15 protein-coding genes are annotated in these 16,954 nt (G+C 53.0%); 11 read left to right on the top strand and 4 right to left on the bottom strand.

All coding sequences use genetic code 11. The annotated features are described in order from the left end of the window. The first annotated feature begins 219 nt into the window (after positions 1–219). The 5 genes from AC07UY_RS15940 (at position 220) to pmrB (ending at position 5,980) form a co-directional block, all read left to right on the top strand. Positions 220–981: an AraC family transcriptional regulator gene (locus AC07UY_RS15940; RefSeq protein ID WP_494701546.1), complete on the top strand. Its 762-nt coding sequence runs from the start codon at positions 220–222 to the stop codon at positions 979–981. Positions 982–1,117: 136 nt separating this feature from the next. Beyond that, the gene (gene adiC / locus AC07UY_RS15935) at positions 1,118–2,455 is read left to right on the top strand and encodes an arginine/agmatine antiporter (protein WP_490468920.1); all 1,338 of its coding nucleotides are present in this window, start codon (positions 1,118–1,120) and stop codon (positions 2,453–2,455) included. Between the two features lie 133 nt (positions 2,456–2,588). Beyond that, a complete protein-coding gene (gene eptA, locus AC07UY_RS15930; RefSeq protein WP_494701534.1) occupies positions 2,589–4,229 on the top strand; it encodes a phosphoethanolamine transferase EptA in 1,641 nt (546 codons plus the stop codon). Then, complete coding sequence (pmrA, locus tag AC07UY_RS15925) at positions 4,229–4,897, top strand: two-component system response regulator PmrA (protein WP_203359233.1); 669 nt, start codon at positions 4,229–4,231, stop codon at positions 4,895–4,897. The genes eptA and pmrA overlap by 1 nt, the downstream gene beginning before the upstream one ends. Continuing rightward, positions 4,898–5,980 carry a two-component system sensor histidine kinase PmrB gene (pmrB, locus tag AC07UY_RS15920; protein ID WP_494701533.1) on the top strand — a complete coding sequence of 361 codons (1,083 nt, stop codon included), beginning with the start codon at positions 4,898–4,900 and terminating at the stop codon, positions 5,978–5,980. On the opposite strand, the gene pmrR is transcribed toward pmrB, so the two are convergent. Then, complete coding sequence (pmrR, locus tag AC07UY_RS15915; protein WP_203359234.1) at positions 5,974–6,063, bottom strand: LpxT activity modulator PmrR; 90 nt, start codon at positions 6,061–6,063, stop codon at positions 5,974–5,976. The two genes, pmrB and pmrR, sit on opposite strands and share 7 nt — an antisense overlap. A 71-nt stretch (positions 6,064–6,134) precedes the next feature. After that, entirely contained in the window at positions 6,135–7,637 is a 1,503-nt protein-coding gene (gene proP, locus AC07UY_RS15910) for a glycine betaine/L-proline transporter ProP (protein ID WP_203359235.1), read from the bottom strand. Between the two features lie 690 nt (positions 7,638–8,327). Between proP and kdgT the strand changes: the two genes are divergently transcribed. Continuing rightward, positions 8,328–9,323: a 2-keto-3-deoxygluconate transporter gene (gene kdgT, locus AC07UY_RS15905; RefSeq protein WP_494660424.1), complete on the top strand. Its 996-nt coding sequence runs from the start codon at positions 8,328–8,330 to the stop codon at positions 9,321–9,323. Here kdgT and AC07UY_RS15900 read toward each other — a convergent pair. Both AC07UY_RS15900 and crfC read right to left on the bottom strand, forming a co-directional pair. Beyond that, the gene (locus AC07UY_RS15900) at positions 9,320–10,231 is read right to left on the bottom strand and encodes a diguanylate cyclase regulator RdcB family protein (RefSeq protein ID WP_494660423.1); all 912 of its coding nucleotides are present in this window, start codon (positions 10,229–10,231) and stop codon (positions 9,320–9,322) included. The genes kdgT and AC07UY_RS15900 overlap by 4 nt on opposite strands. Continuing rightward, complete coding sequence (crfC, locus tag AC07UY_RS15895; protein WP_494701532.1) at positions 10,228–12,576, bottom strand: clamp-binding protein CrfC; 2,349 nt, start codon at positions 12,574–12,576, stop codon at positions 10,228–10,230. Before crfC ends, AC07UY_RS15900 begins: the two co-directional genes overlap by 4 nt. Positions 12,577–13,137: 561 nt before the next feature. On the opposite strand from crfC, the gene AC07UY_RS15890 reads away from it, so the two are divergent. From AC07UY_RS15890 to phnE, 5 genes are all read left to right on the top strand, one after another. Further along, positions 13,138–13,473, top strand: a complete 336-nt coding sequence (locus tag AC07UY_RS15890) for a zinc ribbon domain-containing protein YjdM (protein WP_096758651.1) — start codon at positions 13,138–13,140, stop codon at positions 13,471–13,473. Between the two features lie 120 nt (positions 13,474–13,593). After that, positions 13,594–14,040 carry a VOC family metalloprotein YjdN gene (yjdN, locus tag AC07UY_RS15885; protein ID WP_494660421.1) on the top strand — a complete coding sequence of 149 codons (447 nt, stop codon included), beginning with the start codon at positions 13,594–13,596 and terminating at the stop codon, positions 14,038–14,040. Between the two features lie 132 nt (positions 14,041–14,172). Further along, on the top strand, positions 14,173–14,961 hold the full coding sequence (gene phnC, locus AC07UY_RS15880; RefSeq protein WP_494660420.1) for a phosphonate ABC transporter ATP-binding protein: 789 nt from the start codon (positions 14,173–14,175) through the stop codon (positions 14,959–14,961). Positions 14,962–15,026: 65 nt separating this feature from the next. Further along, positions 15,027–16,043 (top strand): phosphonate ABC transporter substrate-binding protein, encoded by a 1,017-nt coding sequence (gene phnD, locus AC07UY_RS15875; RefSeq protein ID WP_494701531.1) that lies wholly within the window; start codon positions 15,027–15,029, stop codon positions 16,041–16,043. A 123-nt stretch (positions 16,044–16,166) separates the two neighbouring features. Beyond that, positions 16,167–16,946, top strand: coding sequence for a phosphonate ABC transporter, permease protein PhnE (phnE, locus tag AC07UY_RS15870; protein ID WP_494701530.1), 780 nt, complete (start codon positions 16,167–16,169; stop codon positions 16,944–16,946). The last annotated feature ends 8 nt before the right edge of the window (positions 16,947–16,954 follow it).

Here is a 16,954-nt window from a genome sequence, read left to right as displayed (position 1 = left end):
TGCGCGGGCCCACCCCGCGCTTTTTTTTGCGCGAAAATCGCCGGGCGCGATGCGTAAAAAATTATGTACACACTAATAATCACCCTGGGTATTGTAATTCTATTCAGGCACGCTATTTTATTGCAGCAATTGATTCATCATACAATTGAAATTATCTCCCGGTATCTCTCTCCTTTGGCGAGATCCGGTATTTTATGTTCATATTCCAGGAGTTCGGGTATGAGAATTTGCAGCAACAAACCTTGCATAGTGGTATTAACTGAGAAAGATGTCTGGCTGAGAGTCAATGGCAAAGAGGCAGTGAATTTAAAGGCAAACCATATGGCGTTGCTTGCCTGCGAAAATAACATTATCGATATTTCGTCTCTCAATAATTCTCTGGTGGTGCACATCAGTCGTGACATCATTAAGGACTATCTGCGTTTTTTAAATAAAGATCTTTCACAGGTCCCGATCTGGCAACGCTCCGCAACGCCTTTACTGACTGCCGTGTGCCTGACGCCGGATGTGTTCCGCGTCGCAGCCGCACACAGTCTGGCGGAATCACAGGATGAGAGTGAAAAAGAACGCACTCGCTCGCTGCTGTTCACCGTGCTATCACGCTTTCTCAACAGCAAAAAATTTATTTCGCTATTAATGCATATGCTGCGCAGCCGCATCAGCGACAGTGTTTATCACCTCATTCAGAGCGATATCCATAAAGACTGGAACCTGAGCATGGTCGCCAGTTGTTTATGTTTAAGCCCGAGTTTGTTAAAGAAAAAGCTCAAAAATGAAAACACAAGTTATAGCCAAATTATCACAACCTGTCGTATGCGTTACGCTTTGAATCAATTACTCATGGACGGAAAAAATATCTCACAGGTTTCTCAACTGTGCGGATATAGCAGTACATCGTACTTTATTTCGGTGTTTAAAGAGTTCTATGGGATGACGCCGCTGCATTATGTCAGCCAGCACCGGGAGCGCCAGATTATTTAATCACCCCCTGATTTACGATGAGCCACAATAATATCAGCATTGGCGATAACCCCGCCCCATAATAAATACGCGGTCTCCTGAGGGCGTATCATACGTCGTACTTTAACGTAGCGATTCACCTTTCCAGGAGATAAACATGTCGACGGATGCTGATGCTCACAAAGTGGGCTTAATCCCCGTCACCCTTATGGTGTCGGGGAACATTATGGGTTCAGGCGTATTCCTGCTTCCTGCAAACCTTGCTTCAACCGGCGGGATTGCAATCTACGGATGGTTGGTGACGATTATCGGTGCACTGGCGCTGTCGATGGTCTACGCCAAAATGTCGTCCTTAGACTCCAGTCCCGGTGGTTCCTACGCTTACGCACGCCGCTGCTTTGGCCCTTTTTTGGGATATCAAACCAACGTGTTGTACTGGCTAGCCTGCTGGATCGGTAACATTGCCATGGTGGTCATTGGCGTTGGTTATCTAAGCTACTTCTTCCCGATCCTGAAAGATCCGCTGGTACTGACGCTCACCTGCGTCGTGGTTCTGTGGATCTTCGTTCTGCTGAACATTGTCGGGCCAAAAATGATCACCCGCGTGCAGGCTGTTGCGACTGTTCTGGCGCTGGTGCCGATCGTAGGCATCGCAGTCTTTGGCTGGTTCTGGTTCCGGGGTGAAACCTATATGGCCGCCTGGAACGTCAGCGGCATGAACACCTTTGGCGCAATTCAAAGTACGTTGAGCGTCACGCTGTGGTCGTTTATTGGGGTAGAAAGCGCCTCCGTTGCGGCAGGTGTAGTGAAAAATCCAAAACGCAATGTCCCCATTGCCACCATTGGCGGGGTGCTGATTGCCGCCGTGTGTTACGTCCTCTCCACCACGGCCATTATGGGGATGATCCCCAACGCCGCCCTGCGTGTTTCAGCCTCGCCTTTCGGTGACGCCGCACGAATGGCGCTGGGGAATACCGCTGGCGCCATTGTCTCCTTCTGCGCGGCGGCGGGCTGTTTAGGCTCTCTGGGCGGCTGGACGCTGCTTGCCGGTCAGACGGCAAAAGCGGCCGCCGACGACGGACTCTTTCCGCCTATTTTCGCCCGCGTGAACAAAGCGGGGACCCCGGTCGCCGGGCTGATTATTGTCGGTATTCTGATGACGATTTTCCAGTTCAGCAGCATGTCCCCCAACGCGGCAAAAGAGTTTGGTCTGGTCTCTTCGGTGTCGGTCATCTTTACGCTGGTGCCGTACCTGTATACCTGCGCCGCCCTGCTGCTGCTGGGCCACGGCCACTTTGGTAAAGCGCGCCCATTCTACCTGCTGGTGACGTTTGTGGCGTTTGTCTACTGCGTCTGGGCGGTGGTCGGTTCCGGCGCGAAAGAGGTGATGTGGTCGTTCGTGACGCTGATGATCATCACCGCGCTGTACGCGCTGAACTACAACCGGATCCACAAAAACCCGTATCCGCTGGATGCACCGGTTAGCCGTAATTAACCTTCGTCGTTCGTTATTGCCCGATGAGGCGTTCATGCCTCATCGGCCACGCAATCACCAACCTTAAATTCTTAAGGTTGGCTTAACTTTACTTTGCGAGGATCTGCGCCACTTAGTTGATGGAACTTCCCTAATGTTAAAGCGCCTTTTTAGAAGACCGACTCTCGGACAAATTTCCTGGCTCCTGCTGTTCTCATTCTATATTTCCATCTGCCTGAACATTGCCTTCTATAAGCAAGTATTGCAGGACTTACCGCTGGACTCCCTGCGCAACGTGCTGGTGTTTTTATCCATGCCGGTGGTTTCCTTCAGCGTGATGAATATTGTGCTGACGCTGGCCTCTTTCCTGTGGCTGAATCGCCCGTTGGCCTGCCTGTTCATTGTGGTTGGCGCGGCGGCGCAATACTTCATCATGACCTACGGCATCATCATCGACCGCTCGATGATTGCCAATATGATGGATACCACGGCGGCGGAAACATTCGCCCTGATAACGCCACAAATGCTACTCATGGTGGGCGTCTGCGGTTTTCTGGCGGCAGTGATAGTCTGCTGGATCAAAATCAAACCGACCACGCCAGCGTTACGCGGTGCGGTGTATCGCGCCGTCAGCGTGTTGATTTCCGTGTTGCTGATTCTGCTGGTCGCCCTCTTTTTCTACAAAGATTACGCGTCGCTGTTTCGCAATAATAAGCAGCTCATCAAAGCACTCAGCCCATCGAGCAGCATTGTCGCAACCTCATCCTGGTATTCACACCAGCGTCTTGCCAATCTGCCGCTGGTGCGTATTGGCGAGGATGCCCATCGCAACCCGCTCATGCTCAAACAACCGCGTAAAAACCTGACCATCCTGATCGTCGGCGAAACGTCACGCGCCGATAACTTCTCGCTGTCGGGTTATTCGCGCCAGACCAATCCGCGGCTGGAAAAAGACAACGTGGTCTATTTCCCCCACACCACCTCCTGCGGTACTGCGACGGCGATTTCCGTACCCTGTATGTTCTCCGGCATGCCGCGAAAACACTATGACGAAGAGCTGGCGCATCATCAGGAAGGGTTGCTGGATATCCTCCAACGTGCGGGCATTAACGTGTTGTGGAACGACAACGACGGCGGCTGTAAGGGCGCGTGTGATCGTGTTCCGCATCAGGATATGACGGTGCTGAATTTGCCGGGGCAGTGTATTGAGGGTGAATGCTATGACGAAGTCCTCTTCCACGGTCTGGAAGAATACATCGACACACTCCAGGGGGATGGCGTCATTGTTCTGCATACCATTGGCAGCCACGGCCCGACCTATTACAACCGTTATCCGCCGCAGTTTCGGAAATTTACCCCCACCTGCGACACCAACGAAATTCAGACCTGTTCACAGCAACAGTTAGTGAACACCTACGATAATACCATCCTGTACATTGACTATATTGTTGATAAAGCGATCAATCTATTGAAATCACATCAGGATAATTTCACCACCAGTCTGGTTTATCTTTCCGACCACGGCGAGTCCCTGGGAGAAAACGGTGTTTATCTCCACGGTCTGCCTTACGCCATTGCCCCAGATACCCAAAAACATGTGCCGATGCTGTTCTGGCTTTCTGATGATTATCAAAAGCGTTATCAGGTTGACCAGACGTGTTTACAAAAACAGGCAAGCTCGCAAGATTTCTCGCAGGACAATCTTTTCTCGACCATGCTGGGATTAACGGGCGTGCAGACGAAGTATTACCAGGCTGCAGATGATATTCTGCACCCCTGCAGGAGGCTAACTTAATGAAAATTCTGATTGTTGAAGACGATACGTTGTTATTGCAGGGACTGATTCTTGCCGCGCAAACAGAAGGATACGCCTGTGACGGCGTCTCTACTGCGCGTGCCGCACAGCATTGTCTGGAGACAGGTCATTACAGTCTGGTGGTTCTGGACCTGGGGTTGCCTGACGAAGACGGACTGCATTTTCTGGCCCGCATCCGACAGAAAAAATACACCCTCCCGGTGCTGATCCTCACCGCCCGCGACACGCTCAACGATCGTGTCTCCGGGCTGGATGTCGGTGCCGATGACTACCTGGTCAAACCGTTCGCGCTGGAAGAGTTGCATGCACGTATTCGGGCGTTGCTACGTCGCCACAATAATCAGGGTGAGAGTGAACTGGTTGTCGGCAATCTGACGCTGAATTTAGGGCGTCGCCAGGTCTGGTTAAGCGGACAAGAACTGATCTTAACGCCGAAAGAGTATGCGTTGCTGTCACGGTTGATGCTCAAAGCAGGCAGCCCGGTGCATCGCGAAATTTTGTACAACGACATTTACAACTGGGACAACGAGCCGTCGACCAATACGCTGGAGGTGCATATTCACAACCTGCGCGACAAAGTGGGGAAATCGCGTATCCGCACCGTTCGGGGATTTGGTTACATGCTGGTTGTCGCTGAGGAAAACTAAGTGAACCTGACGCGTTTTCTGCACAGACCCATGACCCTTCGTCAGCGTCTGATGCTAACCATCGGCCTGATTCTGCTGGTATTTCAGTTGATCAGCACCTTCTGGCTCTGGCACGAAAGCATTGAGCAGATTCAGCTTTTCGAGCAGGCGCTACGCGAGAATCGAAACAATGACCGCCACATCTTGCATGAGATCCGTGAAGCGGTAGCCAGCCTGATCGTCCCCGCCGTGTTTATGGTCAGTCTGGCACTCATCATCTGTTATCAGGCGGTCCGGCGCATTACCCGCCCACTTGCCGACCTGCAAAAAGAGTTGGAAACGCGTACGGCAGATAATCTGACCCCCATCGACATTCACAGCAGCACGATTGAGATCGATGCAGTGGTCACAGCGCTGAATCAGCTGGTCACCCGCTTAACGACCACACTGGAGAATGAACGCCTGTTCACCGCCGATGTCGCCCACGAATTACGAACCCCGCTTTCCGGGGTGCGTCTGCATCTGGAATTGCTCTCCAAAGCGCATAACGTGGATGTCGCACCGTTGGTGGCCCGCCTTGACCAAATGATGGATAGCGTGTCGCAATTGCTGCAACTCGCCCGTGTTGGCCAGTCATTCTCATTGGGAAATTATCAGCATGTGAAGCTGCTGGATGACGTGATCCTGCCCTCTTATGACGAGCTGAGCACCATGCTGGATCAGCGCCAGCAAACGCTGCTGCTGCCAGACAGCGCAGAGGATGTCACGGTACGCGGCGACGCCACGCTGCTGCGTATGTTGCTGCGCAATCTGGTCGAAAACGCACACCGTTACAGCCCGAAAGGGACAACCATTACGATCAGTCTCAACACCGATAACGATGCGATTATGGCCGTTGAAGACGAAGGTCCGGGGATTGATGAAAGTAAATGCGGGAAGCTCAGCGAAGCCTTTGTTCGCATGGACAGTCGGTACGGCGGGATTGGGTTGGGGCTCAGTATTGTCAGTCGCATTACGCAACTGCATCACGGGCAGTTCTTTCTGCAAAACCGTGAAGGCACATCCGGCACGCGCGCCTGGGTCATACTGAATAAAGATCAGTAAGTAGTCACCCAGATGTAGACAAAACTGCTGACGATCATGACGCTGAACACGGTGGTTAAACTTTCGTAAACACGCTTTTTCATCACACTCTCCTCCGGAACGCTGGAGGAGAGTGTGCACAATAGAGATTAAGTGAACCTTAAGTGTTTACCTGTCACTCATCAATACGCGGATGCTGCTGTACCAGACGCGAGCGTTTCGCCTGCAACTCAGCAATTTCCTGATCGATATCTTCGATTTTATGTTCGATATTATCGTGATGCTCGCGCAAAATTTCTTTCGCTTCCTGAATATCCGACGCCGCTGGCGTCGCACCTTTCAGCGGAAGATTGGCGGTCTCTTTCATGGTGATACCGGTCGCAAAGCCAACCAGCGCAATCACCATCAGGTAATAGGCAGGCATCATCAGATTCTGCGAACTTTCTACCAGCCATGCCGCCAGCGTTGGCGTCAGACCAGCAATCAGTACCGAAATATTAAACGCCGCCGCCAGCGCACTGTAACGAATGTGCGTCGGGAACATCGCCGGTAACGTCGCGGCCATCACCCCAATGAAACAGTTGAGGATCACCGCCAGCATCAGCAAACCGGCAAAAATCAGACCGATAACATTACTGTTGATCAGCATAAAGGCCGGGATCGCCAGGGCAAACAGCGCAACGCTCCCCAGGATGATAAACGGACGGCGGCCATAACGGTCACTCAGCAGCCCCATAATCGGCTGTACAAACAGCATCCCGACCATAATGGCGATGATAATCAGCACGCCGTGATCTTCGGAATAGTGCAGGTTATGCGAGAGATAGCTCGGCATGTACGTCAGCAGCATGTAGTAAGTGACGTTGGTTGCAATCACCAGACCAATACAGGTCAGCAGGCTGCGCCAGTGCTTAGTGGCAATCTCTTTAAACGACACTTTCGGGCCGTCCTGCAACCCTTCGCGGTCGCCCTGCTCCAGCTTTTCAACGTGCTGCTGAAACGCCGGGGTCTCTTCCAGCGCATGACGCAAATAGAGACCAATAATCCCTAACGGCAGCGCAATAAAGAACGGAATACGCCAGCCCCAATCCAGGAAGTTTTCCTCGCCGACCACGGTCGAAATCAGAACGACGACCCCCGCGCCAAGCACAAATCCCGCAATGGAACCAAAATCCAGCCAACTGCCCATAAACCCGCGTTTACGGTCGGGCGAATACTCGGCGACAAAAATCGACGCGCCGGTATATTCCCCCCCTACCGAGAACCCCTGCGCCATCTTACACAACAACAGCAGGATGGGTGCCCAAATGCCAATAGAGGCATACGAGGGAATCAACCCGATACAGAAGGTACTGATCGACATAATCACAATGGTGATAGCGAGGATCTTCTGGCGACCGTATTTATCGCCCAACATACCGAAGAACAATCCGCCAAGCGGTCGAATCAGGAAGGGAACGGAGAAGGTGGCAAGCGCGGCAATCATCTGCACGCTGGGGTCGGCCCCTGGAAAGAATACTTTACCTAACGCATAGGCAACAAAGCCATAAACACCAAAATCAAACCACTCCATCGCGTTACCCAGCGACGCTGCGGTTATCGCTTTACGCAATTTACCGTCATCAATGATGGTTACGTCGCGAAGTGTGATCGGTTTTATTTTTTTCCTTTTCAGCATAGCTGTCCTCGTAGACTAAGCCCGTCTCGCTACAGATCGAATTCATTGGCGCAATGCGCTAACGTCACCGTCGAGCGTGGGGTCTGCACAGATGCAGACGTTGTAACAAGCGTAGCAGGTTTACTTCCACTGACCGTTTGAGGCCTGTACAACCGAACCTGTTGACGCCTGATTGGGCGGTTAATGACTTCTTTACCCTACCAGCGTTTAAATGTGTGATCAACTTCACACATATATATTCCCTTCGTCATCAACTGTAAATAAGGTCATTCTCAGTCGATTTTTTGCTTACGGAAAATAGCGTTTATTGACACTCTAACGCGTCGATCACTTGCTTATTAAAATGAAATATCACTGCCGTGATTATTAAGCTGCCAGGCAAAAAACAATCATCTCTTTTCACAAAGCATTCACAGTATTTTTAATATTCCATGGTTTTCGGAAAGGTTTCCATAAAATATGTGATACGGGTAACTAAAACACCGTTTTATTTTGATTGAATCGTAATTCCAGAGAATGCAAGATGACAGCAGACACAACATCTCTGGGGATCGCGACACACAGTTAAAAACCGCATCCGATTTGTGCACGCAAAGAGAAAGAGGCGATCCTTCGCTTCCTTAGCAATATAAGATTTTGAAATTAATATAATTTACTGACTTGTCCGCGCGACAAGTTGTGAGGACGCTTATGAAAATTAAAGCCGCGATTGAACGTATCCCTGGCGGGATGATGCTGGTTCCTCTGGTACTGGGTGCCATCCTGAATACTCTGGCACCCAATACTGGTGCTTATTTCGGTGGTTTTACCAAAGGGATGATTACCGGTACCGTGCCGATTCTGGCGGTATGGTTCTTCTGTATTGGCGCCTCTATTAACTTGCGTGCCACGGGTACCGTGTTACGTAAATCCGGGACGCTGGTGATCACCAAAATCGCCGTAGCATGGGCTGTGGCAATGGTTTGCGCCATGTTTATTCCGGAAAACGGTATTCAAACCGGTTTCTTCGCCGGTCTGTCCGTTCTGGCGATTGTCTCTGCGATGGACATGACCAACGGCGGTCTGTATGCCAGCCTGATGAACCAGTACGGCACCAAAGAAGAGTCTGGTGCCTTCGTTCTGATGTCTCTGGAATCCGGTCCGTTGATGACCATGCTTATCCTGGGTTCTGCGGGTCTGGCATCATTTGAACCCCACCATTTTGTGGGTGCGATCCTGCCGTTCCTGATCGGTTTTGCGCTGGGCAACCTTGATAAAGACTTCCGTGATTTCTTCAGCAAAGCCACGCCAGTACTGATTCCGTTCTTCGGCTTCGCGCTCGGTAACACCATTAACCTGGGCGTCATTATGGACACCGGTCTGCTGGGTATCGTGCTGGGTGTAGCGGTCATTATCATCACCGGTATTCCGCTGATTATCGCTGACCGTGTTATCGGTGGCGGGAACGGTACAGCGGGCGTCGCGGCCTCTTCCGCAGCCGGCGCCGCCGTCGCTAACCCGGTGATTATCGCGCAAATTAACCCGGCATTTGAACCGGTTGCCGCATCGGCCACCGCCCTGGTCGCCGCCAGCGTGATTGTGACCGCGATTCTGGTGCCGATTATCACTGCCCTGTACGCCAAACGCTTCGGTAACGTCCCGGCACAAAGCGTTGCAGAGCAACCGGCTGACTCCTTAAATCACTAAAACCTTCCCGTCCCCTCTGGGCTTACCAGAGGGGACGGCGCAAATATCTCCTCCACCATCGCATGCGCCAGCCGCTGCGCCGAACAGAGTCTCGGCATCCCTAACGCCACATTTTTCCAGCGCTGCGTCACGGACCAGCACACCGGATGTTTATCAGCGTCACACCAGTCTCCAAGCCAGTTCAACAGATCATTATTGTCGTTTGTTCCCTGGGTATTGGGCGTATTGAGCCACTGCGAATAGTAGTGGCGGGTTGTCGGCGCGGCGTGAATGCTGTGCGCCAGTGCGTGACTGGCCATCGCGCGCAAATTATCTTTCAGCATCGATACGACGTCGGCATTAGCCAAACGGCAGGCATCGCCGAAAGCCCCCCACCGTAGCTCCTCAAGCGCCACAAAACAGCGCCCCGGCAATGACCAGCCGTCGTACACTCCGGCTCGCCAGCGGGTAAAAACCTGCTCGCTATGCTCTCCTGCCTGTACCGTCAGCCCGCGTTGGGTCAGCGCTTTTTCTTTGTACGCGCAGCGTCGGGTAAACTCGTCGGACAACGCGTCGAGTTGCTGTCGGATGCCAGGAGTCGCGTATACACGGGGAAGTTCGCTGTGTCGCATCTGCATCAGATGCTGAGCAATACGGGTCAGCGCCAGATGGCCGTGATCAAGCATCCCCGCCAGTTTTTCCACCAGCGTGAAGCGCATCATCAAGTGCTCGCTGCCTCTCCCCGCCATCGCCCACGTACGAAGCTGTGCGTAGGTCAACATCTCTTTCAACAGGCGCTCGCGAAACGACTGCTCTTGCAGCGTGCCGCCAGACCGTTTGAGTTCTTCTCCCTGAACCAGAGAGACCATAAACTTCGGGTGAATGCATTCCAGCATCCGCCCCGGGCCTTCCCGTAACGTATTTGTCATGTCTGCTCAGTCGCAAAAAGGGTTTGGATATCGTCACGCAACAGACGGGAGTCCTCATATATCCACGCCACGGTAGAAAGACTGTGCTGCAATTGCAGGCTCTGCGCCGTCACCGCAGATTCATTCTGTTGTCGCATCGCCAGGCTTTCCCGCAAGCTCTCCTGCAACCCCGACAGACACTGTGAAAAATCAGCAAAGAACGTTGTCATACCTGCCGTGACAGAAGCATCAACCTGAGCCGCCAACACTTTACGGATTTGCTGGCTAAAGTGGCGGACATACTCCTCAAGACTGGAATGCAATGTCGTAAAATGAATGAGGTAACGCACTTTTGTTTCCACATAATCTCTCCCCCCCCAGTTAGGCTGGTTCAGCCAGCGTGAGAAGGTTTCGCGTACGCTTGCGCAAGGCGGATTCTGCGCGTCTTGCAGGTTCTCCTGGCTCATCGCCTCCCTGAACAAAGGTTGGGTATTGAAATTAAGCAGCGCAGCATGAAATGCCGGAAAGCTGATCCGCGCCCGAAAACCGGTATGACTCAGCGCCTCTTTAACCCGCGCTTCAATCGGGCGCATCGCATCCGTAAACACCCGCGCCAGCGTCGATTCGAGTTGCTCAAAGCGTAACGCCAGTTCGCGGCTGACATTCTCCTGCGCCCTTAATAACACGACCTCACAGGACGCCCGGATTTTGCTTAAGACGACCTGCGCCTGACTTTCGTCGTATAACACCAGCGTTTCGCCGACGATTTCGGCTTCGGGTATCGGTGAAAGCGTGTCGCGTTTTGACATCGCCACGATGTTTTCTTCACTGAATAAACGGCTGATGTCGCGTAAAATGACGGCATCCTGCTGGTTCAGCAATGCGTTAGCCGCATCCATCGCCAATGCGACTTCGTGGCGCACTTCATCGCCTACAGACGCCTCGCTCGCCCGTAACTGCTGTAAATCCGCTTCGACCTGGGCGATATTCACCTGCAGCTTTTCCTGCGCAACCGTCAGACCGTTAAAGCGAAAATCGAGATAATCGCGTGTGCTCTGGGCATAATTTAATAACTTATGCGACGCCGAGCGCAGGGCATACAACGAGGCATTGGCATACGCCGCCTGCATCAGCGTTTGCATGGGAAGTGCAAACAGCGAATCCTCCCACAGCAAATCAGCCGCATGGCGAATGTGTTCAGTATCGTCAAGATCGGCCAGCCGCCAGCGCCGACCGAGCGCGGCTTGCGCAAAATCCTGAACCCAGCGTTGTTCCTGAGGATCAGGCAACCGACCGTGTACCGACAGTTCGTGACGCGCCCGATTCGCCAGATATCCCCACATTGAAGAAACCGGATAAATGTGCCCCGGCGTTATACAGCCCTTCATCAACGTGCCGGAAATCATCGCCCGGACTTGTTCTGCATCGTCACTGTTGCGGTCTTTTTGATCGAACTTGTTCACCAGCGCATACAGCGGGACGGATTTGCCCACCGCGGCGATAGCCTGGCGCACCTCTTCATCGGAGATCGACTTCAGTTGGGTGTAGTCCACCACCGCCAGCACCGCAGAAGCGCGGGCCAGTTGTTCGTTGAGCATCGTTTGCAGGTGCGGTTGTCCGGCTTCGTTTGGCCCAGGCGTATCCAGTAAAGTCAGTTGCCCCAGCGCATTCTCCAGCCCCGCCAGATGCACAAACTCAACCTCAATCACCGGGATATGTTCAATGGCGGCGTAGGCGGAAAACGGGAAATCAACCTCCAGCGCTTTCGACAAACGCACCAGATCGTTCAGGCTCTTCAGGCAGTGGAAAATTGGCTGCGCGCCCAGGTAATGACGCTCGAACGCCTCGCCTTGTTCAATGCGCTGGATGAGGTCATCCATGTCTTTGTCGATTTCCAGCGCCAGAGCCAGATGCTGGCGATCGCACGCTTGCAGTCGTTGTTGCAACGTGTGCATCAGGGTATCAATCGGGGCGACATGGGAAAAAAGCAGCACCGGTTCCTGCTGACCCGGGGTGTGACGGATCAACGTCGGCAGCGCGGTCATCGGGCGATTGCGGTTGGGCAACACTTCCGTTCCGACAATCGCGTTAATCGTCGTCGATTTTCCCGCTTTCATGGTGCCAACAATAGCCAGAACCATTTCCAGTCGCGTAATTTTCCGCAACTCATTGTTCAGCATAGCGTGTTGGGCAGCAATGCCACGGGCGCTAAAATGTGGGGGAAGAATACTCTCCCCACTTTTGTCGTTTCCCTCACTCTCCAGCATCGTAGGCGAAAATGCGGCTATTTGCCTCAGATGCGAGAGCGCGAGTAATAACAAACGCTCGGCTTCCTGACTTAATTCATAGATTGTCTGTGTGTGCATAAAAAATCTTTCCTTAACGCAAATTTATATTACTTTTATTTAGCCGTGATTTTTATTATGAATTTTCGGCATATTTAATTACGTATAGAAAATATTAAAAAAATAAACCCCTGAGGGTTATAAGGAATGTATCAACACTTGCTGACCGCTTCTTGCTGACCGTTAACCATAAGAAAGATAAAGAAAGGCGTTCAGTACATGTCACTTAAATTATGATGAACATATAAATTTTCAGACTCAATAGCGTCATTCTTACCTACCTGAATTAGGGGGTAAGATTGCGCTCACTAACAAAAACCGAGGATGTGTTAGTGCCGCTGGATCATTATTATAAGAAGGTTTGCCTCACCTTATCTTAAATAGCAAAACGTAGCAATTTCCCTTAAAAAATCGTCATGACATTTTTTTGCCCTCACCGCGACCTTCAGTCGCGGGGTGGCATATTCTTAAGTTGGGAATAGTCCCGACAACGTTAAGGATTTTATGTATAATTGCGGCCTTTTTCGGCAATCTGCCATTTTTGGGCGCTTTTGCCCCTGCTGACCTTTTGAGGAAATCCACATGTCATTACCCCATTGCCCACAATGCAACTCCGAATACACCTACGAAGATAACGGCATGTTCATCTGCCCGGAATGTGCTCACGAATGGAACGATGCCGAACCGGCTCACGACAGCGATGAGCTGATCGTGAAAGATGCCAACGGCAATCTGCTGGCAGACGGCGACAGCGTCACCGTGGTTAAAGATCTGAAAGTGAAAGGCAGTTCTTCAATGCTGAAGATCGGTACCAAAGTGAAGAACATCCGCCTGGTCGAAGGCGACCATAACATCGATTGCAAAATTGACGGTTTTGGCCCCATGAAGCTGAAATCCGAGTTCGTGAAAAAGAACTGATTTTTGTAAGCCGGATTAGGCGTTTACGCCACCATCCGGCATTTATTGCCCGGTGGCGCTTCGCTTACCGGGCCTACGATAACTACACTTAACTGGCTTCTTTTACCTGAGGTAAACATTATGCCGTTAAGTCCCTACATCTCTTTTGCCGGCAATTGCGCCGACGCCATCGCGTACTACCAACAGACACTGGGCGCAGAACTGCTCTACAAAATCAGCTTCGGTGAAATGCCCAAATCGGCGCAGGACAGCGAGGACGGTTGCCCGTCCGGAATGAAATTCCCCGATAACGCCATTGCCCACGCCAACGTGCGCATTGCGGGTAGCGATATCATGATGAGTGATGCCGTTACATCAGGCAAAGCACACTACTCCGGCTTCACGCTGGTGCTTGATACGCAAAATGTCGAAGAAGGGAAGCGCTGGTTTGACAACCTTGCCGCCAAAGGTCAAATCGAAATGGACTGGCAGGAAACCTTCTGGGCGCACGGATTCGGTAAAGTCACCGATCAGTACGGCGTGCCGTGGATGATTAACGTTGTGAAACAGCAGCAGCCGACCGAGTAACCTGACGGGAGGCTCGCCCTCCCGTTCTGTCATCAATCTCGCCTCAACTCTTCATCATCAAGTCACCAACGCTTAACAAAATTGTCACATTAATCCGCCACGATGGGGCCACTTTTTTAGTGAGGCCGCACCATGCAAACGATGATTCGTGTCGAGAAACTCTCCAAAACGTTCAATCAGCAGCAGGCGCTACACGCCGTTGATATGGACATCGCTTCCGGTGAGATGGTGGCTCTGCTTGGCCCGTCCGGTTCCGGCAAATCCACCCTTTTACGTCACTTAAGCGGTTTGATTACTGGCGATAAATCGCCAGGCAGTCATGTGGAGCTAATGGGGCGTACCGTCCAGCGCGAAGGCCGTCTGGCACGCGACATCCGCAAAAGCCGCGCCCACACGGGTTACATCTTCCAGCAGTTCAATCTGGTGAACCGTCTGACCGTACTCGAGAACGTGCTGATCGGTGCACTCGGCAGCACGCCGTTCTGGCGTACCTGTTTTAGCTGGTTCAGCCTGGAGCAGAAACAGCACGCATTGCAGGCGCTGACCCGCGTCGGGATGGCGCACTTTGCATATCAACGCGTTTCAACACTCTCTGGCGGCCAGCAGCAGCGCGTGGCCATCGCCCGCGCTCTGATGCAGCAGGCGAAGGTCATTCTGGCCGATGAGCCGATCGCCTCGCTGGACCCGGAATCCGCGCGCATCGTGATGGACACCCTGCGCGATATCAATCAGACCGACGGCATCACCGTGGTCGTCACGCTGCATCAGGTGGATTACGCCCTGCGCTACTGCGAACGCATTGTCGCACTGCGCCAGGGACACGTGTTCTATGACGGCAGCAGCCAGCACTTTGATAACGAAAGATTTGACCATCTCTACCGCAGCATGAACCGCGTCGAACAGAGCGCGCAGGCTGCTTAATTTAACTGAAAAGACCAGGCGGATAAGTGAAATAGCCTGGAACAATGTCTAAGTGAGGAACATAGATGAGCTATAAAGCCGTTGCCGCGCTGGCCTTCACCAGCATGTTCAGCATCAGCACCTTGTTAAGCCCGGCTCATGCCGAAGAACAGGAAAAAGCGCTGAACTTTGGCATTATTTCGACCGAATCACAGCAAAACCTGAAGCCCCAGTGGGAACCGTTCCTGAAGGATATGGAAAAGTCGCTGGGCATAAAAGTGAACGCCTTCTTCGCCCCGGACTACGCCGGGATCATCCAGGGGATGCGCTTTAACAAAGTCGATATCGCCTGGTACGGCAACCTTTCGGCGATGGAAGCGGTGGATCGCGCCAACGGTCAGGTCTTTGCCCAGACGGTCGCGGCCGATGGATCGCCCGGCTACTGGAGCGTGCTGATCGTCAACAAAGACAGTCCGATCAATAACCTGAACGATCTGATCGCCAAACGTAAGGATCTGACCTTCGGTAACGGCGATCCCAATTCCACGTCAGGCTTCCTCGTCCCCGGTTATTACGTCTTCGCCAAAAACAACATCGCCGCCAGCGACTTCAAACGCACCGTCAACGCCGGACACGAAACCAACGCGCTGGCCGTCGCCAATAAGCAGGTGGATGTCGCCACCAACAACACCGAAAACCTCGACAAGCTGAAAACCTCCGCGCCGGAAAAGCTGAAAGCGCTGAAGGTGATTTGGAAGTCGCCGCTGATCCCCGGCGATCCGATCGTCTGGCGTAAGAATCTCTCCGAAACCACCAAGGACAAGGTGTACGACTTCTTCATGAATTACGGCAAAACGGCGGAAGAGAAAACCACCCTGGAACATCTGGGCTGGGCGCCGTTCCGCGCCTCCAGCGATCTGCAACTGGTGCCGATTCGCCAGCTGGCGCTGTTTAAAGAGATGCAGGGCGTGAAGGACAACAAAGGACTGAACGAGGAAGAGAAAACCAGCAAAACGTCGGCGCTGAAGGCGCAGCTGGATGACCTCGACCGTCTGACCGCCGCGCTGGGTGCGATGACCAGCGTGAACAAAGCGGTGCAGTAATACGTAGGTCGGTTGTAGGTCGGATAAGGCAAAGCCGCCATCCGGCAAAGGCGTGAATGCCGGATGGCGACGCAAACGCGTCTTATCCGGCCTGGCGCCAACACTCATTTACAGGAAGCAACTATGCAAACCATCACCGTCGCCCCACCCAGGCGTAGCTGGTTCTCGCTGCTGAGCTGGGCCATCCTGCTCGCCGTGCTGGTTGTCTCGTGGAAGGGCGCTGAAATGGCCCCGCTCACGCTGATCGAAGATTCCGGCAATATGGCGACCTTCGCCGCCGACTTCTTCCCGCCGGACTTCAGCCAGTGGCAGGACTATCTCGGCGAAATGGCCGTCACCCTGCAAATCGCCGTCTGGGGTACCGCCCTCGCCGTCGTTCTCTCAATTCCTTTCGGCCTGATGTGCGCCGACAACCTCGTGCCGTGGTGGATTTACCAGCCGATGCGCAGAGCGATGGACGCCTGTCGCGCCATTAACGAAATGGTCTTCGCCATGCTGTTTGTGGTCGCCGTCGGTCTTGGCCCCTTTGCAGGCGTCATGGCGCTGTTTATCCACACCACCGGGGTCCTCTCCAAGCTGCTTTCCGAAGCGGTAGAAGCCATTGAGCCGGGACCGGTAGAAGGCATTCGCGCCACCGGCGCCAACAAGATTGAAGAGATCCTCTACGGCGTTCTGCCCCAGGTGATGCCGCTGCTCATCTCCTATTCGCTGTACCGTTTTGAGTCCAACGTCCGCTCCGCCACGGTGGTCGGAATGGTCGGCGCAGGCGGCATTGGCGTCACGCTGTGGGAGGCGATTCGCGGCTTTCAGTTTCAGCAAACCTGCGCCCTGATGGTGTTGATCATCGTCACCGTCAGCCTGCTGGATTTCCTCTCCCAGCGTTTGCGTAAGCACTTCATCTGATCAGCGAG

Source organism: Citrobacter sp. GW821-FHT02E08, from assembly GCF_059421685.1.
The sequence above is the reverse complement of the archived record's forward strand: the minus strand, read 5'-3'. Positions and strand labels throughout refer to the sequence as shown.